The following is a 22,986-nucleotide window of genomic DNA, read 5'->3' on the forward strand; positions in this document are numbered from 1 at the left end:
CGCCCCGCCCGCTTCGCTTCGCCATGCCTGCGCCGGCACCCTGATCCTCGCGGGGCTCGCCCTGCAGGTGCTGCGTCTGGCCGGCCTGCCGATTGCCTTGCCAGCGGTGAGCTACGCCTTCTGGCTCGCCGTCGTGCTGCTGTGGCCGGACCTCAAGCGGGGCAATCGCCGCCAGGCCGGCATTCTGGCGGGGCTGGGCCTGGCGCTGGCGCTGGTTGCGGCCCTCGGCTACGGCGCCGAGATCGCCTGGCACCGGCTGCTGGACGGCAACAGCTATGTGGTGGCCATGCTGGTGGGGGTGAGCTTCATCACGCTGATCGGCACCCGTCAGGGGCACGCCGCCCCGCCCGGCAGCGCCGTGATCGGGGCGCGCGGCACCGCCGGCACCTGGCTGGGGGTGCATCTGCTCGGCGCCGTGCTGAACCTCTCCACGGTGTTCATGGTGGGGGATCGCCTCCGGCGCCACGGCGGGCTCTCCCTGCCGCAGCTGCTGGCGCTGAACCGCGGGCTCTCCAGCGCCGCGCTCTGGTCGCCCTTCTTCGCCTCCATGGGGGTGGTGATGACCCTGGCGCCGGAGATGCGCTTCACGACGATACTGGCCCTTGGCCTGCCGCTGGCGATGCTGGCCGGCACTGTTTCGTTGCTCGACCTCTCCCGGCGCTTCGACCTCTCCCGGGTGGCCGGCTACTCGCTCTCGCCGAAGAGCCTTCTCATGCCGGTGGGCATGGCCGCTCTGGTGCTGCTATTTCACTACGGCCTGACCCCCGGGCTTTCCATCGTCAGCATCATCACCTTCCTGCTGCCGGCGGTGGCTCTGGCCAGCAACCTGCCCCGAGGGCCGCGCTGGACCCTGCGACGAGTGCGCAGCCACACGCTGGAGCGATTGCCGGCCATGCGTGGCGAGATCGCGCTCTTCCTCTGCGCGGGCCTGCTGACCCAGGGGCTCTCGGCCTTCATCGGCGCAGTGACCGGCAGCCAGTGGACGCTATTTGCCCACTTCGGCGCGCCCCAGGCGGTGGCGAGCTTCCTGGCCATCGTGGCCAGCGCCGTGCTGGGGCTGCACCCGATCATCGGCGTCTCGGTGCTGGCCTCGATGCTCGACCTGGAAGGCAGCCGCCAGACGCTCTTCGCCTTCGTGGCGCTGGCCTCCTGGGCGGTGGGTACAAGCGTCGGCCCGCTCTCCGGCATCAACCTCTCGCTGCAGGGGCGCTACGGCGTCAGCGGCGGCATGATGATGCGACACAACCTGGGCTATGCCGGCGCGCTCTCCACAATGGTGGTGGCGGGAATCGTCCTGCTCGATGCCTGGCTGTAACCCCCTACTTCGACACCCGCTTGAAGTAGCGGTGATTGCACTGGTGGCAGGGTTCGATCCGGGTCAGCTCGGGCAGATCCACCTCGGCACCGCAGTGCACGCAGGCCATGCGGCCGGGGACCGCCATCTCCCCCTCGCAGTAATCCGCCTGGGCGGCCTCGAGGTCCTCCTCGAAGCGCTCACGTTCGATCACGCTACGATCGGCGATGGAAAGCAGCGACTCGCTGACCTTGCGCGACAGCGCCGAGAGGTCGATGCCGAGCCAGGCGGCCACCCCTTCACCGCCGGCGCTCAGGTAGCGGCGCATGTCCTTGAGGTCGCGCTCCACCCAGGCGCGCAGCAGCGACAGTTCATCCTTGGTGAACTCCTCGAGCTCGGCCTCGAACTCCACGGCATCATCGAGCTCCTGCTGCAGATTCTCCCAGGTCAGCTCCTGGGCCCCCTCGCGCAGGCGCTCGAGCATACGCTCGTAGCCCTCGCGCAGGCGGTGGTCCGGTTGGGGTTGCCTAGAATCGCTCATGGTCTGCTCCTTTTCCTGCGGTGAGCCGGCGGGGCCGGGCATAGCCGGGCCGGGCCGTGCTGGGGTATCCTTGCCTACCATTTAGACGACTTCCCGCCGGCAGTTCAACGTCTTGTCGCCCTCCTGGCCCCAGGACATGACGCCGGACAAGCCACGACCGCGCGTAGCTACCGGCCGACGCACGGACTTGCAAGGTACCCACAGACAGCGATGGACGCACAGTACAAGCCCCAAGAGATCGAACGCGACGCCCAGCAGTTCTGGGACAAGAACCAGTGCTTCAAGGCGGTGGAAGACGTCAGCCGCGAGAAGTTCTACTGCCTGTCGATGTTCCCCTACCCCAGCGGCAAGCTGCACATGGGGCATGTGCGCAACTACACCATCGGCGATGTGGTCTCGCGCTACCAGCGCATGCAGGGCAAGAACGTGCTGCAGCCCATGGGCTGGGACGCCTTCGGCATGCCGGCCGAGAACGCGGCCATCCAGAACCAGGTCCCGCCGGCCAGGTGGACCTACGAGAACATCGACTACATGCGAGCACAGCTCAAGGCGCTGGGCTTCGCCTACGACTGGAGCCGCGAGTTCGCCACCTGCGATGTGAGCTACTACCGCTGGGAGCAGTGGTTCTTCGCCAAGCTGGTGGAGAAGGGGCTGGTCTACAAGAAGATGTCCACGGTGAACTGGGACCCGGTGGATCAGACCGTGCTGGCCAACGAGCAGGTGATCGATGGGCGCGGCTGGCGCTCCGGTGCCCTGGTGGAGCGTAAGGAGATTCCGCTGTGGTTCCTGCGCATCACCGACTACGCCGATGAACTGCTGGCCGACCTGGACACCATCGAGTGGCCGGAGCAGGTCAAGACCATGCAGCGCAACTGGATCGGCAAGTCCCGCGGCGTGGAGATGTCATTCGACATCAAGGACGCGGACGGCGCCGCCTGCGAGCCGCTCTCGGTCTACACCACCCGCCCCGACACCCTGATGGGGGTTACCTACATGGCGGTGGCCGCCGGCCACCCCCTGGCCAAGGCGGCCGCCGAGGGTAACCCGGCGCTGGCCGCCTTCTGCGAGGAGTGCGCCCGCGGCGGCACCTCCGAGGCCGAGCTCGCCACCCGCGAGAAGCAGGGTATGCCCACCGGCCATGTGGCGGTGCATCCCCTCACTGGCCGAGAGGTGCCGGTCTATGTGGCCAACTTCGTGCTGATGGAGTTCGGCACCGGCGCGGTGATGGCAGTACCCGCCCACGACCAGCGCGACTGGGAGTTCGCCACCAAGTACGGCATTCCCATCGAGGCGGTGATTGCGGATGCCAACGGCCAGGCGCCGGATCTCTCCCGGGGCGCCCATGACGACTACGGCACCCTGATCCATTCCGGGGAGTTCGACGGCCTCGATTTCGAGGCGGCCTTCGGCGCCATCGCCGCCAGGCTCGCCGAGCTTGGCCGCGGCGAGGTCAAGACCCACTACCGCCTGCGCGACTGGGGCGTGGCCCGCCAGCGCTACTGGGGCGCGCCGATCCCGGTCAAGTACGGCCCCGAGGGCCAGACGGTGGCGCTCTCCGACGAGGAGCTGCCGGTGGCCCTGCCCATGGAGGTCACCGTGGATGCCTCAGGCTCGCCGCTCAAGCGCATGCCGGCGTTCAGCGATCTCGGCGACGGCTGGGTGCGTGAGACCGATACCTTCGACACCTTCATGGAGTCCTCCTGGTACTTCGCGCGCTTCTGCTGCGCCGACAACCAGGAGGCGATGCTCGACGAGCGCGCCGACTACTGGCTGCCGGTGGATCTCTACATCGGCGGCATCGAGCATGCCATCCTGCATCTGCTCTACGCGCGCTTCTTCACCAAGCTGATGCGCGACCTGGGCCTGGTCAACGTCGATGAGCCCTTCCAGCGCCTGCTCACCCAGGGCATGGTGATCGCCGAGACCTACTACCGGGAGACCGCGAACGGCGGCAAGCAGTGGTTCAACCCCGCCGACGTGGAGGTCAAGCGCGACGACAAGGGGCGACCGCTCAGCGCCGTGCTGATCGCGGACGGCCAACCGGTGGTGATGGGTGGCATCGAGAAGATGTCCAAGTCGAAGAACAACGGCGTCGACCCCCAGTCGATGATCGACCGCTTCGGCGCCGACACCGTGCGCCTGTTCATGATGTTCGCCGCCCCGCCGGAGCAGTCCCTGGAGTGGTCCGACTCCGGCGTCGAGGGGGCGAGCCGCTTCCTCAAGCGCCTGTGGCGCCTGGTCAGCGAGCACCTGGCCGCCGGCACCCCCGGCGAGCTGGACCGGAAGGCCCTCACCGAGGCCCAGCGCGAACTGCGCCGCAAGACCCACGAGACCATCGCCAAGGCCAGCGACGACATCGGCCGTCGCACCACCTTCAACACCGCCATCGCCGCGGTGATGGAGCTCACCAACGCCCTGTCCAGGTACGAGGACACCTCGGCCGAGGGCCTGGCCGTGGCCCGCGAGGCGGTGGAAGCCTGCGTGCTGCTGCTCGCCCCCATCGTGCCCCACGCCTGCCATGCCCTCTGGGCGGCGCTGGGCCACGACGAGCCGGTCATCGACGCCGTCTGGCCGGCGGTGGACGCGTCGGCACTCGCCCGGGACACCATCGAATTGGTGGTACAGGTCAACGGCAAGCTGCGCGCCCGGATCGAGGTGGCCGCCGACGCCGACAAGGCCGCCGTCGAGGCCGAGGCCTTCGCCGCCGAGAACGTCCAGCGCCATACCGAGGGCAAGACGGTGCGCAAGGTGATCGTGGTGCCCGGCAAGCTGGTCAATATCGTGGTGGGCTGAGCCCAGCGCGCCAGAGGGAGTGACCCATGCAGCGACGCAACTTTCTTACCCTGGGCCTGGCCGGCACCGCCGGCCTCGCGCTCGCCGGCTGCGGCTTCCGGCTGCGCGGCTTCGATGAGCCCGCCACGGTGATCGATGACCTGTCGCTGGCAGGCCCCGACAGCGACTTCTCGCGACTCGCCCGTGAGCGCCTGGAGGCCACCGGCACTCGCGTGCATGGCGGCGCCGAGCGGGTGCTCAACCTGGGGCAGGCCGACTTCCAGCGACGCAACCTCAGCGTGATGGACTCGGGCCCCCGGGAGGAGGAGATGACACTGAACATCCCCTTCTCGGTACAGCGCACAAGCGACGGCGCCTACCTGCTCGACCAGCAGCGCCTGGAGGTTGCCACCCGCTACACGGTGAGCGACGCCAACCTGCTGATCCAGGACGACCTGCGCGAGGAGGCCCGGCAGCAGCTGCGCGAAGCCGCCGTGCGCCAACTCCTGGATCGCCTGAGAAGCCTGTGAAGGTGTTCTGTTGAAAGTCTTCCCCGACAAGCTGGCCGATGCGCTGGCGAAGAAGCTGCCGCCGGTGGTGATCGTCGCCGGCGAGGAGCCGCTGCAGCATATGGAGGCCTGCGACGCCGTGCGCGCCGCGGCCCGGGCCCGCGGCATCGAGGAGCGCGAGATCCTCCACGTGGAGGGCAACTTCGCCTGGGGGCGCCTGCATGAGGCCTCGGCCAGCCTGTCGCTGTTCGCCAGCGCCAAGCTGATCGAGCTGCGCCTGGCCGGCAACAACCTGGGCCAGGAGGGCGGCAAGGCACTGAAGGCCTACGCCGAGGAGCTCAAGGGCAGCGACAACGTGCTGCTGCTGGCCATGGGCAAGCTCGACTTCCGCCAGCAGAAGAGCGCCTGGTTCCAGGCGCTGGACAAGGTCGGGCTCTTCGTGCCGGTGTGGCCGGTGGACGCCTCGCGGCTGGGCTTCTGGCTGCGTGACCGCGCCTCTCGCCACGGCCTTACTCTCGACCTGGACGCCGCCCGCCTGCTCGGCGAGCGCACCGAGGGCAACCTGCTGGCCGCCGATCAGGAGTTGCAGAAGCTCGCCCTGCTGATGCCGCCAAACACCCGCGTCTCCCCCCGGGACGTGGCCGGCGGCGTGGAGGACAGCGCCCGCTTTGATGTCTTCACGCTGGTCGATGCCTGCCTCAGGGGGGAACGGATGCGGGTCTCACGGATCATGGCCGGCCTGCGCGGCGAGGGGGTGGAGCCCCCCATCGTGCTCTGGGCGCTGACCCGCGAGCTGCGCACCCTGCTATCGCTGCACCAGCACATCGACCAGGGCCAGAGCTTCGAGCACGCCTGCAAGGCACAGAAGCCCTCGATCTTCGAGAAACGCCGCCCCGCCTACCAGCAGGCCATCGGTCGCCTGCCGGTCAAGCGACTGCACAAGCTGCTGCTGTTCGCCCAGCGACTCGACCTGGCCATCAAGGGGGCCGCCGCGCTGCCGGTGCAGGACGGCCTCCACGACCTGGCCCTGACGCTCGCCGGCGGCCGCGGCCTGCTCGCCGAGCTGCCTTCCTCCTATCGCATCGCGTGAACGACCCAAGCGTTGACCGCCAAGGGCATGAAATCTTACACCCTTTCATCCTATACTGGACGGGCATCATCGTGACGCCACACTTGTTCGCCAGGACGCGACGCGTGGATCATCCAAGAGCCGGAAGCCCACTATAACGAAGAAGGAACACCGACATGATGAAGAAGATCTGCCGTTACCTGAGCCCGCTGATGATCGCTGCCCTGGTCCTGGGGAGTTTCTCGGTGTCGGCCGCACCGGCCCCCGCAGGCAACGACCTGATCACAACCCAGGCCGCCCTGAACGCGGAACATGGCCAGGCCGATCGGGAGCGGATTCACGAGATCCTCGCCCGTGACGATGTCCGCGAGCAGCTGATCACCCAGGGTGTTGACCTGGCCGAGGTCGAGGCCCGCGTGGCGGCGCTCTCCGATGCCGAGGCCGCCCAGATGGCCGAACAGCTCGAGCAGCTTCCGGCCGGTGCCAGCGTGGTCGGCGCCCTCTTTGCCGTCTTCGTGATCCTGCTGGTCACCGATATCCTCGGCCTGACCAACATCTTCCCCTTCACCCGCTGAGGGCGCCGCCGTGATCGACTGCCTTATCCGGCAGCCGGCGGCAGCATCAGCCTGGAACGCCCGCCCTGCGGGCGTTCTTGCGTTGTTGCTGCTGCTTGCGCTGCTGACCGGCTGCGCCAGCACCCCGCGCCTGGCCGATACCACCGAGGACCGCCTGCCCCGCCAACTGCTGCTCGACGAGGTCCCCTTCCACGCTCAGCGCTACTATCAGTGCGGCCCGGCATCGCTGGCCATGGTGCTCAATGACGCCGGTGTCGATGTCGAGGTGGACACGCTGATCCCCCAGGTCTTCCTTCCCGGCCGCGAGGGCAGCGTGCAGCCGGAGATGCTGGCCACCGTGCGCCGCCACGGCCGGATTCCCTTCGTGATCGACGGCCATCTGGACGGCCTGCTGCTCGAGTTGGACGAGGGCCATCCGGTGGTGGTGATGCAGAACCTGTCGCTGCCCGCCTGGCCCATGTGGCACTACGCGGTGGCCATCGGCTTCGACCTGGATCGCAACGAACTGATCCTGCATAGCGGCGAGGAGCCGCGTCGGGTCGAGTCCTTCCGGCGCTTCGACGCCACCTGGGCGCGCAGTGACCGCTGGGCCTTCGTGGCATTGCCCCCGGGCGAACTGCCGGCGGGCGTGAGGCCCCACCGCGCCATGGAGGCGATCAGCGACTTCGAGAGTCTCCAGGGAGCCGAGACCGCCCTGCCGGCCTGGGAGTCGCTGGCCAAGCGCTTCACGGATAACGGCCTGGTGCACTTCGGCCTGGGCAACGCCCGCTACACCACCGGTGACGCCTCGGGCGCCCTCACCGCCTTCGAGCGAGCCGTCTCGGCTGAGCCCGGACTGGCCGTCGCCTGGCTCAATCTGGGCCTGGCCCGGCGTGGCCAGGGCGACGCGGCAGGCGCCCGAGAAGCCCTGGAAGAGGCCGCCGCCCTGCACGGCCACTGGCAGCCCCACGCCCGCCAGGCACTGGAGACCCTGGAGGAGGGTTAGCCGTGACCCATGACATCGTGATCAAGCGCATCTACCAGCCCATCGAGGCCGAGGACGGTGCCCGGGTGCTGGTGGACCGGCTGTGGCCCAGGGGCAAGCCCCGCGAGACGCTGGCGCTCACCGACTGGTACCGTGACGCCTCGCCCAGCCCCACGCTGCGGCGCCAGTACCATCAGCGGGAGATCAGCCACTTCGTGTTCGCCTTCCGCTATCGCGGGGAACTGCGCGACCACCCGGAACACCTGGTGCCGCTGATGCGCCATGCCCGCGTGAGGCGCCTCACCCTGCTCACCGCCGCACGCAATATCGAGGCGTCCCACCTGCCGGTGCTGCACGAGGCGTTGCTCAAGGCGCTGCGCGACGAGGATGCGGCCGACCTGGAGCCCGCATCACCGCCCTGCTACGCCCACCTCCCGCCAGACCCGTCGCGCGACGAGGGCTGAGCCCGAGCGGTCAGGTTCCCGTCGCGCGATAGTGATGCGCCTGACGGCTGAACAGATCGCAATACAAGCCTCGTCGGCGCATCAGCTCGTCATGGGTGCCCGCCTCACGAATCTCGCCCTGATCCAGAACGTAGATGTAATCCGCCATCCGTACGGTCGACAGACGATGGCTGATGATCAGGGCGGCCCGATGGTCGATGCGTTCGCGAAAGTTCTCGAACAGTTCGGATTCCGCCCCGGGGTCCATGGCGCTGGTGGGTTCATCGAGAATGATCACACTGGAACGATGCATGAAGGCCCTCGCCAGGGCGACCTTCTGCCATTGACCGATGCTGAGCTCCTGGCCGTCGTCGAACATCCGGGTCAGGGGAGTCTCGTAGCCGTCCTTGAGCCTGCGGATGAAGGGGTCGGCACCGGCCTTTATCGCAGCGGCTTCGACCGCCGGCGTATCCACCGGCTGACGGATGTCGCCGTAGCGGATGTTCTCCCGCACGCTGGTCGCATAGTGGGCATAGTCCTGGAAGATCACGCTGAACAGGCGGCGATACTCCTCGAGACCGTACTCGCGAATGTCCACCCCATCCAGGGTGATCCGCCCCGATGTCGGGTCGTAGAGTCGGCACAGCAGCTTGATCAGCGAGGTCTTGCCGGAGCCGTTGGCCCCTACCAGGGCGACGACCTGCCCGGGACGGATGGTGAGCTCGATGCCGTTCAGCACGGGGGTATCGGTACCGGGATAGTGGAAGCCGACGCCCTCGAAGCGGATCCCTTCACGCGGCGACGCCGGCATCGCCACGGGATGCTCCGGCTCCCCGATCACCGGCCGAATGTCGAGAAACTCGAACAGCAGGCCGAGGAAGAGATGGTCCTCGTAGAGCTGGGCGAGCTGATGCACCAGCTCCTGCCCCATCGACTGGGCCCGCTGGAAAATCAGCAGGAACAGCACCAGGTCGCCGACGCTGCTGCGCCCCCCGGCGGTTTCCCAGGCAAGAAACCCCAGGGCGCCAAAGAAGGCCACGGTGGCGATACTCGCGACGGCCAGTTCGACCCGGGTCCGCCGCCGGGTGATCCACATGCGCTCGCGGCGGATCTGACCCCGCAGCTCGGAATGCTGATCACGCAGCACATTGCCCAGCTGGTTGAGGCGAAGTTCCTTGGCATTTATGTCGGAGGTCATCAGCCAATCGAGATAATAGGCGCGCCGCTCCATCTGGGTACGTCGTCGCTGCCATTCGTACAGATACCGGGTGAAATGAATCCTGACCAGCAGGGCCGGCACGATGGCGATCAGCAGCACCGGCAGCATCAACCAGTTGATGCTCACCATCAGCACCACGATCGCCATCAGCATCAGGCTGTTCCTGGCCAGCATCATCAGGTTGGTGACCACCTGCACCGGTCGCTGATTACCGGCCTCGCGGGCGCGTTGAAGCGTATCGAAGTAGCGTGGGCTTTCGTAGAAGGCAAGATCGGCACGCACCGCACGGGTATGGATCTCCCGATCGATATGATCGGCCACCAGCATTCCCTGGGCCTCCCTGGCCAGGCCAGCCATCGACCTGGCGGCCAGGAAGACCAGCGTGCAGCCGCCCGTCAGCGCCACGAACCAGAGCACCCGCCATGCCTCGTCCTCGACCGATTCGTTAGCCATAGTCCCGGTGATCACATCGACCAGCTGCTTGAACAGATAGAGGACGGCCAGCCCAGAGGCCACCTCCAGGGCCATCAATGCCGTCCCCAGCAGGGTCCACTTGCGGCTGCTATGCCACAGGATCGGCAGGATGCGTCGCAATGAGAGCAAGGGGGCGAAGAGTCGAGCAACTAGCATCATGGACGTCGGCCGTGAACCAGCATCATGACCGCCACCGCCCGGTCGTGATTCTTGAATGGAGTTTCTGGAAGGGGCAGGTCAATCGGTAAATCCACTGCCAACGCGCTGGCAACGGCCATAGACGGTAGTCGGCATAGTTGGGCCGAAGGAGCTTGACCACTCCCTGCATTCGACCCTGGAGCCGATCTCTGGCGGAGGCCTGCCAGTCGAATGCAAAGTCCGGAGAGGTTTTCATCCTCTCCATTGCCAGCTCCACCTCCGGTCCACCTTGAAGTGCCATCAGGCATGCATCCAGAAGCTCCTTACCATGATTGGAAATGATGACATTATCAGGCTCAGGGTCGGACAAGGCTCGATGCATCTCCAGGCAGGCCTCGAGGGTTGCCGCAAGCTTCAGCCGGGCCGCAAGCTGGCGACTCGCCGCCAATGAAAAGCTCGGATGACGCTGAATCGCATCCAGGTCGACCAGCCAGTGCAGGTGAGACCAATGGTGCTTGGTATGATGCAGGCAGATGTAGACAAAGAGCTCCTCCGTGGGCATGACCTGGATCTCGGCACCACCCATCACGAACGGTTCTGCACCGTCGAGCAGTGCCTGGGTTGTATAGATCGTTCCGGAAACGTCGATCTGTTGATGAAGATCGATCGGGACACCCTCCGGAGACAGGAGCGAGAAGACATGGTGGGCACCGGCCGCATACACAAGCCCTTCTCGGTCCGTCGTCAGGCCTTTCGGCATGAGCGATACGTAGCCCTTGTTCAGTGCTCGCTCCAGCAACTCAACCAGCCGCCCAGGCGGAACAAGCAGATCGATATCCCGCGAGAACCGCAACGACGGATCGTCGTAGTAGCGTGCCGCCAGACTGGGCCCCTTGAAGAAAGCGTGAGGGACCTCAAGAGGACTCAGCAGCTCGTCCCGAAGTTTCCGCTGAGCGTCCGCCACCAGCAGGTTGAGCTGGACCACGGACAGGCTTCCCTGGCGGATTTCGTCCAGTTGCGTCGCAGGCAGGTTTCCAGGCGCAAGACGCCGCAGGTGTCGATAGACGAGCGGCAGCACGAAGCGTTGATTGGCTTGTCGTGCCAGCTCGGGCCAGTCATCAACCTGTGTGCATAGTGCGAGTGCCGCCGCTTGCTGCTTCTCCGTGAGCTCGAGACGTGCCAGCAACAGCAACAGCTTCAGCATGGGGCCCGGGGTAGAGACATTCACTCGTTTGGGCATGGCAGGACGTTCTCCTAACGCTTACGCCATCCCGGATGGCAGATCCAACGGTGCAAGGCAGCATCTGATCATCTTTTTTTGTTACATCATGTTAGTCAACTTCACCCGGGGCTACCATCGTTATCACTACCTCGGAATCACCTTGCCGCTGGACAGGCCGTTGGCCGGAGAACTACATTCGGCGTGACAGCGGGGTCGAACGCACATCCGGCACCGGCTGCCTATTCCTTCGATGTCTCCGTCCCCGTCCATCTTGACGAGAGGCTAGAGTAACCGTGAAACGACTCCGCAGATTCCTCCAGGCTCCCCTGACTCGCCAATGCCTGCTGGGGGAAGCCGCCGTGCAACTGTGGCTTGCCTGGCTCCTGGTCAGGCTCTTCCCGTTTCGCTGGTGGTCGCCGATCCTGGGCGACTCCTCCGCGGGAGAACAGCTCCCCCCCGAGAGCGTCGACGACCCGCGAGCCCAGGATATCAGCCGGGCCGTCAGCGACATCAATCGCGCGGTCGGCGGCCGCTATACCTGTCTGATGCTGGCCGTGGCCGGCCAGCGCATGCTCAATCGCCGGCATATCTCGAGCAGCCTCATCCTCGGCACCTTTACCGAACACGGTGAGCAGCAAGGCCCCACCATGACGGCCCACGCCTGGCTGCGGGTCGGCAGGCAGGTGATCCTGGGCGGGCATGACGGCCGTTACCTGCCCCTGGCGAGCTTCGTGAGAAGCTATCCGGAATGAGAGCGAAAGGCGCCTCGGGCAGCCGCGAAGGGGGAAATTTCTGGGACGAGGCGGCTGAGTAGAATCAGCATGCTCCCGGGACGAGCGCAGCCGCGGCTAGGCTAGAATGGACAGGGCATCCCGCCAGTCAACCGATCATCGCTCTGCCCGGCCCAGCACGGCACGGCACGGCACGGCACGGCACAGGGCGATATTACGGTGATCGCCGCCAACCGCGACCCTACGAGAACAGGACCCGCCCATGAACATGCAGAGTCAGATACAGCGCAAGGAAGATCCGCTGACATCACACCTCGGCGATGACCTGGTGATCTTCAGCGCCAGAAATGGCAGGTACTACGGCACCGAGGAGGTCGGCACCTTCATCTGGTCCTTCCTGGAGCGCCGCGCTACCGTGCTGGACGTTTGCGAAGCTCTCCAGGCGGCCTTCGACGTGGACAGGCCCATCTGCGAGAGGGACGTCATGACGTTTCTCGAACAGCTGGAGCAGGAGGGCCTCGTTACCGTTCACTGAGGCGGGCGCCGTCAGGCGCCGCGCTAGCCCTCCCATGGAGCTATCTAGAACACCCGATTCATGCCGTTCATGGCGGCCACCCGGTAGGCCTCTGCCATGGTGGGGTAGTTGAAGGTTGTGCTGACGAAATACTTGAGGCTATTGGCCTCGCCCTTCTGCTGCATGATCGCCTGTCCGATATGGACGATCTCGGAGGCCTGGTCGCCGAAGCAGTGAATGCCGTAGATCTCCAGGGTGTCCTGATCGAAGAGGATCTTGAGCATGCCCACGGTGTCGCCGGTGATCTGGGCGCGGGCGGTATCCTTGAAGAAGGCCTGGGCCACCTCGTAGGGCACCTTGGCCTCGGTGAGCTCGCGTTCGTTGCGCCCGAACGAGCTGATCTCGGGAATGGTGTAGATGCCGGTGGGCACCTCGGTGACGTAGCGGAAGTCGTCATCCACCATCTCGCTGGAGGCGTTGAGCCCCTGGTCGTAGGCGGCGCTGGCGAGACTCGGCCAGCCGATCACATCACCGGCGGCGTAGATGTGGGGAATGGCCGTGCGGTAGTGCTCATCGACCGTCAGCTGACCGCGGTCGTTGGCTTCCAGGCCGATGTTCTCCAGGCCCAGCTGGTCGGTGTTGCCGGTGCGGCCGTTAGCCCACAGGAAGGCATCGGCACGCAGCCGTTTGCCGGACTTCAGGTGAACGATGACCCCCGACTCGTCGCCCTCGACCCGGTCATACTCCTCGTTATGGCGGATCAGCACCCCGTGCTTGCGCAGGTGGTAGGAGAGCGCGTCACTAATCTCGTCATCCAGGAAGCTGAGCAGGCTGTCGCGGTTGTTGATCAGGTCCACCTTGACGCCGAGCCCGGAGAAGATCGAGGCGTATTCGCAGCCGATGACCCCCGCGCCGAAGATGATCAGGGTCCGCGGCGTATGGTTGAGGCTGAGGATGGTGTCCGAGCAGTAGATGCGCGGATGGCGGAAGTCGATGTCCGCCGGGCGATAGGGGCGTGAGCCCGTGGCGATGACGATCTTCCGGGCGACCAGCTCATCCATGCCCTCGTCACTGTCGCGCACCAGCAGGCTGTGCTCGTCCTTGAAGCGGGCCACGCCGCTGAACAGGTCGATCCGGTTGCGAGCGTAGAAGTTGGTGCGCATCGCCACCTGCTGGTCGATGGTGGCCCGGGAGCGCTCCATGACCTTGGGGAAGGAGAACCAGCGCGGCTCGCCGATATCGCGGAACATGCGGTTGGTGTTGAACTGCATGATCTGCTTGACCTGGTGACGCAGTGCCTTGGAGGGAATCGTCCCCCAGTGGGTACAATTGCCCCCCACCAGCGGCTGCTTCTCGACCACCGCCACACGCTTGCCGTGCTTGGCGGCGTTGATGGCGGCGCTCTCCCCCGCCGGGCCGGTACCGATCACCACCACGTCGTAGTTATGGACTGCCATTGGCCGTTCGATCTCCTTGCTATTGGGCATCCGTTGAGGTTGTTTCTTCTGGTGGGAGCCACGCTCAGCGGGCGGTTCGACGCCTCGACGAATGGCGCCTCAGGCGCCCTGGAAGAGTCGCTGGCATTGGCGAATACCTCCAGGGAGCCCTCCGGTCTCCATTCGCCGGGCAGAGCCCAGCTCCTACCCGTGATCACGGACCTTGGAGGCTTTCCGCTCCGAGTGGCGCCTTGTCGGTGCCCCAGGGCCTAGCGCCGGGTGGCGTCGTAGCCCAGGTCGGCGCCGCGGCTCTCGTCGCTGCGGCGGCGCACGCTGCCACGCTTGCGGTTCTCCTCCTCGCACACCTCATCCTTGCCGCCGCATACCTCGCAGCCCTCCTTGAGGCCGAGCTGGTTGAGCCCACCGCAGGAGCCGGCGATGGGCTTGCGGCCGAGGATCACCCCGACGGCCATGGCAGCCATGATCAACAGCATGAAGGCAAAGGCGATAATCCAGACGGTCATATGCTTCTCCTCACTCAGCCTCGAGCAGCGGCTCGAGGGCATATCCGATATGTAATTCCAGGCCCTGTGGGGTAAGGACAACAAGGCGTGCGGGGTGTTCCAGGGTGCCATCCGGGGCGGCGTCGAGTAGGCCCCGGGCCAGGCGATCGGCAGCTTCGGCGCTGGCTGCCACCGCACTGACCGAGAGGACAAGGCTCGTTGCCGCGTCCTCGACACCCGCAGGCCGAAGCACGGTGCGAGTCACCAGAGCGACGTCCTGAAGACGCAGGGCGGGTTCCGGCGACGATCCGATACCACTGCGCGGCAGGCGCACGCGCCAGGGATGGCGTCCGGTCGTCCCTCTGGCCCGCTGCACTCCCCCGAACTCGACCATGGCGTTGGCGATGCCAAAATCATCGAATACCCGGAAGAGACGATCCACCGCCAGGGCCTGCAGGTGCTCGCGCAGGGCCGAATCGACGGCATCTGCCGAATGCGCACCGGCAAGGGGCAGCCGGGAGGCCGACAGCAGGCTCTGGAACACATCCATCTGACTATCGAGGCTGGCCAGTTCACCCTGGATGGCGGCTTCGACGAGGGCGTGCTCATCCTCGCCCAGCTCGCCATTCAGCGTGATGTGGTAGCCGGTGCCGAGGGCCACGCCCTCGAACTGGTGCCATTCCCCCTGCTGACGACAGCCCACCAGCAGGGCCAGCGGCATCAGCAGGGCGAATAGAAAGAGGGCTGGCCGCATGGCCAGCCCCGGGTGTCGCCTCGCGGCGAGGGAGGTCATCCGCCAAAGTCGTCCAGCAGGATGTTCTCGGGTTCCACGCCAAGATCCAGCAGCAGCTTGATCACCGAGGCGTTCATCATAGGCGGCCCGCACATGTAGTACTCGCAGTCCTCGGGGGCCGGGTGATCCTTGAGGTAGTTCTCGTAGAGGACGTTATGGATGAAGCCGGTAGGCCCTTCCCAGTTGTCCTCGGGCTGCGGGTCGGAGAGTGCCAGATGCCACTCGAAGTTGGGGAACTCCTCGGCCAGCTGGTCGTACTCGTCGTTGTAGAAGGTCTCGCGCCAGGAGCGTGCGCCGTACCAGAACGTGATCTTGCGGCTGGTCTTGAGGCGCTTGAGCTGGTCGAAGATATGGCTGCGCATCGGCGCCATGCCCGCACCGCCGCCGACGAAGACCATCTCGGCATCGGTGTCCTTGGCGAAGAACTCGCCGAAGGGACCCATCACAGTGACCTTGTCACCCGGCTTCAGGCTGAAGACGTAGGTGGACATCAGGCCCGGGGGATGGTTGGTGTTCGGCGGCGGCGTGGCGATACGGATGTTGAACTTGAGGATGCCGACCTCTTCCGGGTAGTTCGCCATGGAGTAGGCGCGGATGACTTCCTCGTTGTTCTTGTGGGAGATCTTGTAGAGATCGAACTTCTCCCAGTCGCCCCGGTACTCCTCCTCGATATCGAAATCCTTGAAGGAGATATCGTAGGGCGGAGCCACCAGCTGTACGTAGCCGCCGGCGCGGAAGTCGACGTTCTCACCCTCGGGCAGCTTGAGGTTGAGCTCCTTGATGAAGGTGGCGACGTTGGGGTTGGCGATGACCTCGCACTCCCACTTCTTGACGCCGAAGACCTCCTCTGGAACCTCGACCTTCATGTCCTGCTTCACCGGCACCTGACAGGAGAGGCGCCAGCCCTCCTTCTTCTCGCGCATGGTGAAGTGGGACTCCTCGGTGGGCAGGATCGCCCCGCCGCCCTCTTCCACGCGGCACTTGCACTGGGCGCAGGAGCCGCCGCCGCCACAGGCGGAGGAGAGGAAGATCCCGTTGGCGGCCAGCGTGTTGAGCAGCTTGCCGCCGGCCTGGGTGGTCAGGGTGTGCTCGGGGTCGCCGTTGACCTCGATGGTCACGTCCCCGGTGCTCACGAGTTTGCTGCGGGCGGCCAGGATCACCAGGGTCAGACCGATGATGATCAGGGTGAACATGACCACACCGAGCAAGATGACGGATGTATCAACCATGTCGGTTTCCTATTGCTTGACGTTGTCTGGACCCCGACGGCACATCCGGCCGCCGGGAGAGCACGACCTGCCTCAGAGCTGGATGCCGGAGAAGGACATGAAGCCCAGCGACATCAGACCCACGGTAATGAAGGTGATGCCCAGGCCCTGCAGGGAGCCGGGGACATCGCTGTACTTCAGCTTCTCGCGGATACCCGCCAGGGCGGTGATGGCCAGCGCCCAGCCAACGCCGGAGCCGAAGCCATAGACCACGGACTCGCCGAAGTTGTAGTTACGCTCGACCATGAACAGCACGCCACCCAGGATGGCGCAGTTCACGGTGATCAGCGGCAGGAACACGCCCAGCGCGTTATAGAGCGCGGGCACGTACTTATCGAGGAACATCTCGAGGATCTGCACCAGTGCGGCGATGACGCCGATGTAGCTGAGCAGGCCCAGGAAGGAGAGGTCAATGTTCTCGGCGCCGCTGATGCCGGTCCAGGACAGCGCCCCTTCTGCCAGCAGTAGGTTGAAGACCAGATTGTTCACCGGTACGGAAATGGTCAGTACCACGATCACGGCAATACCGAGGCCAAAGGCCGCGGAGACCTTCTTGGACACCGCCAGGAAGGTACACATGCCCAGGAAGAACGCCAGGGCCAGGTTCTCGACGAAGACCGAGGCTACGAACAGACTGATGTAGTGTTCCATGTTACACGGCCTCCTTCGGTTCGGTGTTGTGCTTCATCTTGAACTCGTTCTCCTCGATCTGCTCCGGGTTCACGCTGCGCAGCACCCAGATCATCAGGCCGATGATGAAGAACGCGGACGGCGGCAGCAGCAGCAAGCCGTTGGGGACGTACCAGCCGCCGTTCTGCACGGTCTCCAGAACGGTGAAGCCGAAGACGCTGCCGGAGCCGAACAACTCACGGAAGAAGCCCACGGTCATCAGGATGAAGCCGTAGCCCAGGCCGTTGCCGATGCCGTCGATGAAGGACATCTTGGGCCCGTTCTGCATGGCGAAGCCTTCAGCCCGCCCCATCACGATGCAGTTGGTGATGATCAGGCCGACGAACACCGAGAGCTGCTTGGACATCTCGTAGGCGTAGGCCTTGAGGATCTGATCCACCACGATCACCAGCGAGGCGATGATGGTCATCTGCACGATGATGCGGATGGACGACGGGATGTGATGACGGATCAGCGACACGAACAGGTTCGCGAAGGCCGTCACGAAGATCACCGCCAGGGTCATGACCAGCGACACGCTCATGCTGGTTGTCACCGCCAGCGCGGAGCAGATGCCGAGCACCTGCAGCGCGATGGGGTTATTCTTGAAGACCGGCCCCGTGAGGACGCTCTTGGTTGATGCATCCGACATGATCAGGCTCCTTCCGCTTCGAGTTCGACGTCGGCGTCCTGGGCGTCATCCTGATCGACGCCGCTGCGGAACTTGGCGAGATACTCGCCGAAGCCTTCCGGGCTCAGCCAGAACTGCAGCATGTTGGTGACGCCGTTGCTGGTCAGGGTGGCACCGGAGAGGCCATCGACCTCGTGCTCGCCGCTGCCGCTGCCCTTGGCCACGCGGATGGCAGGAGTCAGGTCGCCCTCTTCGTCGAAGACCTGCTTGCCTTCCCACTGGGCCTGCCAGCGCGGGTTGTTGACCTCGGCGCCGAGGCCGGGAGTCTCGCTGTGCTCGTAGTAGGTGATGCCGACGATGGTGTTGCCGTCACCCTCCACGGAGAGGAAGCCGCGCATCAGCCCCCACAGGCCCTGGCCGCGGATGGGCAGGATGACCTGCTCCGGGTCGTCGGGGTCGCCGACGAGGTAGACGGTGGCGTAGTTCTCCACGCGGGACAGGCCGGCCGGGTCACGCTCGCCGGACAGGGTCCGGGAAGCGGCCGGGTCGCGGCGCGCCTCGAAGCCGTCGAAGGTCTCCGGGTCGTGCTGGTCGGAGTACTCGCCGGTCTCGAGGTTGACGACGCGGGGCGTGACCTGGCCAAAGGCCGCTTCCACATCCATGCCGCTCTCATAGAGGTTGGCGACGTTGAGGATGTTGGTCTTGCGGTCCAGCTCCTGGTTGAGCTGCTGCATGGGACGCAGCGCCACCGCGGCGGTGGAGACGATGACCGAACACACGATGCAAAGTGCGAACGCCACCGTCAGGATCTTCTTGATGGAGTTATTGCTCTGTGCCATCAGGCGGTCTCCTCGGCCGGTGCACCGGTGCGCAGCTTACGGCGCTTGATGTTGGCCTGCACAAAGAAGTGGTCGATGAGCGGCGCGAACAGGTTGGCGAACAGGATCGCCAGCATGATCCCCTCGGGGAAGGCCGGGTTCACCACGCGAATCAGCACGGTCATGATGCCGATCAGCACGCCGAACAGCAGGCGACCCTGGTTGGTCATGGCGGCGGATACCGGGTCGGTGGCCATGAACACCATGCCGAAGGCGAAGCCGCCGACGACCAGGTGCCAGTACCAGGGCATCGCGAACATCGGGTTGCTGTCGGAGCCGATCAGGTTGAACAGCGCGCTGGTGGCCACCATGCCGAGGAACACCCCGAGCATGATTCGCCACGAGGCGACGCCGGTCCAGAGCAGCACCACCGCTGCGATCAGGATCGCCAGGGTCGAGGTCTCACCCACGGAGCCCGGGATGAAGCCGAGGAAGGAGTCCCACCAGCTGAAGGTGCTGGTCAGGGCGGCCATGCCATCCTGGAAGGCGATGGAGAGCGCGGTGGCGCCGGAGTAACCGTCGGCTGCCACCCATACCGCATCCCCGGAGATCTGCGCCGGGTAGGCAAAGTAGAGGAAGGCACGGCCGGTCAGCGCCGGGTTGAGGAAGTTCTTGCCGGTTCCGCCGAAGATCTCCTTGCCGATCACCACGCCAAAGGTGATGCCGAGCGCCACCTGCCACAGCGGGATGGTGGCCGGAAGTATCAGCGCATAGAGCACGGAGGTAACGAAGAAGCCTTCGTTGACCTCGTGGCCGCGCTTGATGGCGAACAGCACTTCCCAGAAGCCACCGACCACGAAGGTCACTAGGTAGATCGGCAGGAAGTAGGTCGCCCCGAGCACGAAGTTGGCCCAGAAGCTACCCGGATCATGCCCGGAGGCCAGGGTCATCATGATCGCCTCGCGCCAGCCGGCCATGGAGGCGTAGCCATCGGCGATGGCGGTATTGGTCTGCCAGCCGGCATTCCACATGCCGAAGAGCATCGCCGGGAAGGTGCATATCCACACAGTGATCATGATGCGCTTGAGGTCGACGCCGTCACGCACATGAGCGGTGGTCTTGGCCACATTGGGGGGGGCGTAGAAGAGCGTGTCCACCGCCTCGAACAACGGGTAGAACTTCTCGTACTTGCCGCCCTTGTGGAAGTGGGGCTCGAGAGCATCGAGTGTCTGTCGAATTGGCATGATCAGGCCTCTTTCTCGATCAGGGTGAGGTTATCACGCAGGATGGGGCCGTATTCGTACTTGCCCGGGCACGCATAGGTGCACAGGGCCAGGTCCTCTTCATCCAGCTCCAGACACCCGAGCTGCATGGCAGTCTCGATGTCGCCGACGATCAGCGAGCGCAGCAGCTGCGTGGGCAGGATATCCAGCGGCATCACCGCCTCGTAGGCGCCCACCGGCACCATGGCACGCTCGGAGCCGTTGGTGGAGGTGGTCGGCGCGTAGTCCTTGAGGCCGGTGATCCTGGACAGGTAGATACCCAGCACCGAGTGGCGGTTGGCACCCGGCGACAGCCAACCCAAGAAGAGGCGCTTGTTGCCCTCCTCGAGGAGGCTGATCTGGTTATGGAAGCGACCCAGATAGCGCAGGCTGCCTTCACAGGCGGAACCGGAAAAGACCGAACCGGAGATCACTCGGGTGCCCTCTGGATCGACCACCTCGCCGGCCAGCAGTTCCTCGGTGCTGGCGCCGAGGCGGGTGCGCAGCAGGCGCGGCTTCTCTGCACGCGGCCCGCCCACGGCGACGACGCGGCTCACATCCAGCTTGCCCTCGGCGAAGAGCTTGCCAAAGGCGATGACGTCCTGGTAGCCGATGTGCCATACACGCTTGTGCAGAGCCACGGGCGAGAGGAAGTGGATGTGGGTGCCGACGAGGCCGGCCGGGTGCGGGCCTCCGAACTCCTCGACCTGCACGCCCTTGACGTCACCGCCAGGGATGCGGGCGGCCGGCGCCGTGCACAGGTAGACCTTGCCCTCGGTCAGGCGGGCCAGCACCTTGAGACCATCCTCGAAGGCCTGGGGCTGCTCGTTGATGACCTCGACGGGATCCGGGCACAGCGGATGGGTGTCCACCGCGGTGACGAAGATATCGACCGGCTTGCTGTCGATGGCGGGGGTGCGCGAGTAGGGGCGGGTGCGCAGCGCGGGCCACAGGCCGGATTCGACAAGCTGGTCGACCACCGCCTGACGCTCCAGCCCCTCGAGCTTGTCACGGCCGTGGGCCTTGAACTCGACGGCCTCCTCGGTCCCGTCGACCTTGATCACCACCGAGAGCAGGCGACGTTTTTCGCCACGGTTGATGGCGATCACCTCCCCGGCGGCCGGCGCGGTGAAGCGCACGCCATCGATCTTCTTGTCGGTAAAGAGCAGCTGGCCCAGCTTGACCTTGTCTCCCTCCTTGACCTCCATGGTCGGCTTCATGCCGACGTAGTCGGTTCCCAGGACCGCCACGTGACGCACCGGGTGCGCATCCTCGATGCGCTGCTCGGGCACCCCCGTGATGGGGAGATCCAGGCCTTTCTTGACTTCGATCATAGTCTCGCCCAGTTGATGGATCGGATATACGAAGGAAAGGGGTTCGAATGGGTTCGAATTCTTGTCGTGTCGGTACGTTTACCAGTCGGGCCCGAGCCAGGCTCGAACCACCCCGAAAAATCTCTCGTATTATAAAGACTAGGCCGGGCAATGACTAGCTGAGCGAAGGTCGCAGGGAGTGACCCACGGCAAGGGAAAAAATGTCGCAGGGTGGAGAGGCGCCCGGAACGCCAGACGCAAAACCCCCGCTGGGGCCAGCCGGGCGGGGGTTTCAGAGTCAGCGACGGGCTTTCCCGGGCGCTATCACGCGGTACCGTCAGGTGCTGGCGCGGGGCAGCTTGAGGAAGTGCACGTTGGACATGTGCTGCAGGATGCGAACCACCTGGCAGCTGTAGCCGAACTCGTTGTCGTACCAGACGTAGAGCACGGCGTTCTTGCCGTTGGCGATGGTCGCCTTGGCGTCGACGATGCCGGCGTGACGGTTGCCGACAAAGTCGGTGGAGACCACCTCGGGGGAATCGACGTAGTCGATCTGCTTCTGGAACGGGGAGTCCAGGGACATGCGGCGCAGGAAGTCGTTGAGGGCCTCGGCGTCGGTCTCCTTCTCCAGGCGCAGATTCAGGATCGCCATGGAAACGTTGGGGGTCGGCACTCGTATGGCGTTGCCGGTGAGCTTGCCGGCGAACTCCGGCAGGGCCTTGGCCACCGCCTTGGCGGCACCGGTCTCGGTAAGCACCATGTTGAGCGGTGCGCTACGGCCGCGACGGTCACCCTTGTGGTAGTTGTCGATCAGGTTCTGGTCGTTGGTGTAGCTGTGTACCGTCTCCACGTGGCCATGCTCGACCCCGAACTCGTCGTTGAGCACCTTGAGCACCGGCACGATGGCGTTGGTGGTGCACGACGCCGCGGAGAGAATACGGTCCTCCTCGGTGATGTCGCCGTGGTTGATGCCGAAGACGATATTCTTGATGTCGCCCTTGCCCGGCGCGGTGAGGAGCGCCTTGGCCACACCCTTGCACGCCAGGTGCTGGCCGAGGCCCGCCTCGTCGCGCCAGATGCCGGTGTTGTCCACCACCACGGCGTTGTCGATGCCGTAGGCGGTATAGTCCACGTCTGCGGGCGAATCGGCGTAGATCACCTGGATGACGTTACCGTTTGCGGTAATGGTGCGAGCTTCCACGTCGACGCTGATGGTGCCGTCGAAGGGGCCATGGACGGAATCGCGGCGCAGGAGGCTCGCGCGCTTCTCGAGGTCCTTGGCAATATCGCCGCGACCACGCACGACGATGGCGCGCAGGCGCAGCAGGTTGCCGCCGCCGGCCTTCTCCACCAGCACCCGGGCCAGGATGCGCCCGATACGCCCGAAGCCGTAGAGCACGACGTCCTTGGGTTCGCCGTTGTTGCCGGCGGGGTCGTGCTGGTCGACGATCTCGGCCAGTTCCCTGCGCAGGAAGGCCACGGCGTCGCCGCCGCCCTGCTTCTTGAAGGCCACGCCGAGCTTGCCAACATCGACATGGGCCGGGCCCAGGTTGAGCTCGCCCATGGCCTGGACCAGCGGAAAGGTGTCCTGCACGGAGAGTTCGGTTCCCTCGACCTTCCGCACATAGCGGTGGTCCTTCAGGATGCGGATCACGCTGCGGTTGAAGAGCGACCGCCCGTAGAGAGTGGTGACCACGTTGTTATGACGGTAGAGCCTACCGATCATCGGGATCATCTGCTCGGCAAGCGCCTGGTTGTCGTGCCATTCCTGGAAGACGGTATCGGAGGGTTGCTGACTCACGTGCGGCCTCACTGTGGGGTTGAAGGG

At 65.3% G+C, this 22,986-nt stretch carries 22 protein-coding genes; 9 read left to right on the top strand and 13 right to left on the bottom strand.

The genetic code is table 11. The features are described 5' to 3' along the window. The coding region (locus tag IBX53_RS00005; RefSeq protein WP_367171487.1) for a hypothetical protein at window positions 1–1,315 on the top strand (1,315 nt) is incomplete at its 5' end. A gap of 4 nt (window positions 1,316–1,319) precedes the next feature. On the opposite strand, the gene IBX53_RS00010 is transcribed toward IBX53_RS00005, so the two are convergent. Continuing rightward, window positions 1,320–1,835: a zinc ribbon-containing protein gene (locus tag IBX53_RS00010; RefSeq protein WP_290903495.1), complete on the bottom strand. Its 516-nt coding sequence runs from the start codon at window positions 1,833–1,835 to the stop codon at window positions 1,320–1,322. Window positions 1,836–2,045: 210 nt separating this feature from the next. On the opposite strand from IBX53_RS00010, the gene leuS reads away from it, so the two are divergent. The 6 genes from leuS (at window position 2,046) to IBX53_RS00040 (ending at window position 8,188) form a co-directional block, all read left to right on the top strand. Then, window positions 2,046–4,628 (top strand): leucine--tRNA ligase, encoded by a 2,583-nt coding sequence (leuS, locus tag IBX53_RS00015; RefSeq protein ID WP_290903498.1) that lies wholly within the window; start codon window positions 2,046–2,048, stop codon window positions 4,626–4,628. A gap of 26 nt (window positions 4,629–4,654) precedes the next feature. Beyond that, window positions 4,655–5,137, top strand: coding sequence for an LPS assembly lipoprotein LptE (gene lptE / locus IBX53_RS00020; protein ID WP_290903500.1), 483 nt, complete (start codon window positions 4,655–4,657; stop codon window positions 5,135–5,137). 10 nt (window positions 5,138–5,147) lie between these two features. Beyond that, window positions 5,148–6,206: a DNA polymerase III subunit delta gene (gene holA / locus IBX53_RS00025; RefSeq protein WP_290903503.1), complete on the top strand. Its 1,059-nt coding sequence runs from the start codon at window positions 5,148–5,150 to the stop codon at window positions 6,204–6,206. A gap of 158 nt (window positions 6,207–6,364) precedes the next feature. After that, entirely contained in the window at window positions 6,365–6,760 is a 396-nt protein-coding gene (locus IBX53_RS00030) for a PA2779 family protein (RefSeq protein ID WP_290903676.1), read from the top strand. Between the two features lie 82 nt (window positions 6,761–6,842). Further along, window positions 6,843–7,745, top strand: a complete 903-nt coding sequence (locus IBX53_RS00035; RefSeq protein ID WP_290903506.1) for a PA2778 family cysteine peptidase — start codon at window positions 6,843–6,845, stop codon at window positions 7,743–7,745. 2 nt (window positions 7,746–7,747) lie between these two features. Beyond that, a complete protein-coding gene (locus tag IBX53_RS00040) occupies window positions 7,748–8,188 on the top strand; it encodes a DUF488 domain-containing protein (RefSeq protein ID WP_290903509.1) in 441 nt (146 codons plus the stop codon). A gap of 10 nt (window positions 8,189–8,198) precedes the next feature. Here the strand turns inward: IBX53_RS00040 and IBX53_RS00045 are convergent, their stop codons facing one another. Beyond that, window positions 8,199–10,019 carry an ABC transporter ATP-binding protein gene (locus tag IBX53_RS00045; RefSeq protein ID WP_290903511.1) on the bottom strand — a complete coding sequence of 607 codons (1,821 nt, stop codon included), beginning with the start codon at window positions 10,017–10,019 and terminating at the stop codon, window positions 8,199–8,201. Between the two features lie 22 nt (window positions 10,020–10,041). Continuing rightward, complete coding sequence (locus IBX53_RS00050) at window positions 10,042–11,238, bottom strand: nucleotidyltransferase family protein (protein ID WP_290903514.1); 1,197 nt, start codon at window positions 11,236–11,238, stop codon at window positions 10,042–10,044. Window positions 11,239–11,513: 275 nt separating this feature from the next. Between IBX53_RS00050 and IBX53_RS00055 the strand changes: the two genes are divergently transcribed. Next, window positions 11,514–11,972 (top strand): lasso peptide biosynthesis B2 protein, encoded by a 459-nt coding sequence (locus tag IBX53_RS00055; RefSeq protein ID WP_290903516.1) that lies wholly within the window; start codon window positions 11,514–11,516, stop codon window positions 11,970–11,972. A gap of 241 nt (window positions 11,973–12,213) precedes the next feature. Continuing rightward, window positions 12,214–12,486 (top strand): PqqD family peptide modification chaperone, encoded by a 273-nt coding sequence (locus tag IBX53_RS00060; protein ID WP_290903523.1) that lies wholly within the window; start codon window positions 12,214–12,216, stop codon window positions 12,484–12,486. Window positions 12,487–12,530: 44 nt separating this feature from the next. On the opposite strand, the gene sthA is transcribed toward IBX53_RS00060, so the two are convergent. The 10 genes from sthA to IBX53_RS00110 form a co-directional block, all read right to left on the bottom strand. Beyond that, window positions 12,531–13,922 carry a Si-specific NAD(P)(+) transhydrogenase gene (gene sthA / locus IBX53_RS00065; RefSeq protein ID WP_290903525.1) on the bottom strand — a complete coding sequence of 464 codons (1,392 nt, stop codon included), beginning with the start codon at window positions 13,920–13,922 and terminating at the stop codon, window positions 12,531–12,533. Between the two features lie 248 nt (window positions 13,923–14,170). Beyond that, complete coding sequence (nqrM, locus tag IBX53_RS00070; protein WP_110069755.1) at window positions 14,171–14,425, bottom strand: (Na+)-NQR maturation NqrM; 255 nt, start codon at window positions 14,423–14,425, stop codon at window positions 14,171–14,173. A gap of 10 nt (window positions 14,426–14,435) precedes the next feature. After that, complete coding sequence (locus IBX53_RS00075; RefSeq protein WP_290903530.1) at window positions 14,436–15,197, bottom strand: FAD:protein FMN transferase; 762 nt, start codon at window positions 15,195–15,197, stop codon at window positions 14,436–14,438. Further along, window positions 15,194–16,426, bottom strand: a complete 1,233-nt coding sequence (gene nqrF, locus IBX53_RS00080) for an NADH:ubiquinone reductase (Na(+)-transporting) subunit F (protein WP_290903532.1) — start codon at window positions 16,424–16,426, stop codon at window positions 15,194–15,196. The genes IBX53_RS00075 and nqrF overlap by 4 nt, the downstream gene beginning before the upstream one ends. A 72-nt stretch (window positions 16,427–16,498) precedes the next feature. Then, a complete protein-coding gene (gene nqrE, locus IBX53_RS00085; RefSeq protein WP_290903534.1) occupies window positions 16,499–17,116 on the bottom strand; it encodes an NADH:ubiquinone reductase (Na(+)-transporting) subunit E in 618 nt (205 codons plus the stop codon). 1 nt (window position 17,117) lies between these two features. Continuing rightward, entirely contained in the window at window positions 17,118–17,786 is a 669-nt protein-coding gene (locus IBX53_RS00090; RefSeq protein WP_290903536.1) for an NADH:ubiquinone reductase (Na(+)-transporting) subunit D, read from the bottom strand. 2 nt (window positions 17,787–17,788) lie between these two features. Continuing rightward, complete coding sequence (locus IBX53_RS00095) at window positions 17,789–18,604, bottom strand: Na(+)-translocating NADH-quinone reductase subunit C (RefSeq protein ID WP_290903539.1); 816 nt, start codon at window positions 18,602–18,604, stop codon at window positions 17,789–17,791. After that, window positions 18,604–19,827: an NADH:ubiquinone reductase (Na(+)-transporting) subunit B gene (locus IBX53_RS00100; protein ID WP_290903541.1), complete on the bottom strand. Its 1,224-nt coding sequence runs from the start codon at window positions 19,825–19,827 to the stop codon at window positions 18,604–18,606. The genes IBX53_RS00095 and IBX53_RS00100 overlap by 1 nt, the downstream gene beginning before the upstream one ends. Before the next feature lie 2 nt (window positions 19,828–19,829). Next, on the bottom strand, window positions 19,830–21,179 hold the full coding sequence (locus tag IBX53_RS00105) for a Na(+)-translocating NADH-quinone reductase subunit A (RefSeq protein WP_290903543.1): 1,350 nt from the start codon (window positions 21,177–21,179) through the stop codon (window positions 19,830–19,832). A gap of 316 nt (window positions 21,180–21,495) precedes the next feature. Further along, window positions 21,496–22,959 carry a glyceraldehyde-3-phosphate dehydrogenase gene (locus tag IBX53_RS00110; RefSeq protein WP_290903545.1) on the bottom strand — a complete coding sequence of 488 codons (1,464 nt, stop codon included), beginning with the start codon at window positions 22,957–22,959 and terminating at the stop codon, window positions 21,496–21,498. Window positions 22,960–22,986 lie beyond the last annotated feature (27 nt).

It is taken from the genome of Halomonas sp., assembly GCF_014859505.1.
In the GTDB taxonomy this organism is placed as follows: Bacteria; Pseudomonadota; Gammaproteobacteria; order Pseudomonadales; family Halomonadaceae; genus Halomonas.

Excerpts from the sequence above, each read along its gene's own strand:
- IBX53_RS00010 (WP_290903495.1), bottom strand. The coding sequence starts at position 1,835 with ATGAGCGATTCTAGGCAACCCCAACCGGACCACCGCCTGCGCGAGGGC.
- leuS (WP_290903498.1), top strand. The coding sequence starts at position 2,046 with ATGGACGCACAGTACAAGCCCCAAGAGATCGAACGCGACGCCCAGCAG.
- lptE (WP_290903500.1), top strand. The coding sequence starts at position 4,655 with ATGCAGCGACGCAACTTTCTTACCCTGGGCCTGGCCGGCACCGCCGGC.
- IBX53_RS00030 (WP_290903676.1), top strand. The coding sequence starts at position 6,365 with ATGAAGAAGATCTGCCGTTACCTGAGCCCGCTGATGATCGCTGCCCTG.
- IBX53_RS00045 (WP_290903511.1), bottom strand. The coding sequence starts at position 10,019 with ATGATGCTAGTTGCTCGACTCTTCGCCCCCTTGCTCTCATTGCGACGC.
- IBX53_RS00050 (WP_290903514.1), bottom strand. The coding sequence starts at position 11,238 with ATGCCCAAACGAGTGAATGTCTCTACCCCGGGCCCCATGCTGAAGCTG.
- IBX53_RS00060 (WP_290903523.1), top strand. The coding sequence starts at position 12,214 with ATGAACATGCAGAGTCAGATACAGCGCAAGGAAGATCCGCTGACATCA.
- sthA (WP_290903525.1), bottom strand. The coding sequence starts at position 13,922 with ATGGCAGTCCATAACTACGACGTGGTGGTGATCGGTACCGGCCCGGCG.
- nqrM (WP_110069755.1), bottom strand. The coding sequence starts at position 14,425 with ATGACCGTCTGGATTATCGCCTTTGCCTTCATGCTGTTGATCATGGCT.
- IBX53_RS00075 (WP_290903530.1), bottom strand. The coding sequence starts at position 15,197 with ATGACCTCCCTCGCCGCGAGGCGACACCCGGGGCTGGCCATGCGGCCA.
- nqrF (WP_290903532.1), bottom strand. The coding sequence starts at position 16,426 with ATGGTTGATACATCCGTCATCTTGCTCGGTGTGGTCATGTTCACCCTG.
- nqrE (WP_290903534.1), bottom strand. The coding sequence starts at position 17,116 with ATGGAACACTACATCAGTCTGTTCGTAGCCTCGGTCTTCGTCGAGAAC.
- IBX53_RS00090 (WP_290903536.1), bottom strand. The coding sequence starts at position 17,786 with ATGTCGGATGCATCAACCAAGAGCGTCCTCACGGGGCCGGTCTTCAAG.
- IBX53_RS00095 (WP_290903539.1), bottom strand. The coding sequence starts at position 18,604 with ATGGCACAGAGCAATAACTCCATCAAGAAGATCCTGACGGTGGCGTTC.
- IBX53_RS00100 (WP_290903541.1), bottom strand. The coding sequence starts at position 19,827 with ATGCCAATTCGACAGACACTCGATGCTCTCGAGCCCCACTTCCACAAG.
- IBX53_RS00105 (WP_290903543.1), bottom strand. The coding sequence starts at position 21,179 with ATGATCGAAGTCAAGAAAGGCCTGGATCTCCCCATCACGGGGGTGCCC.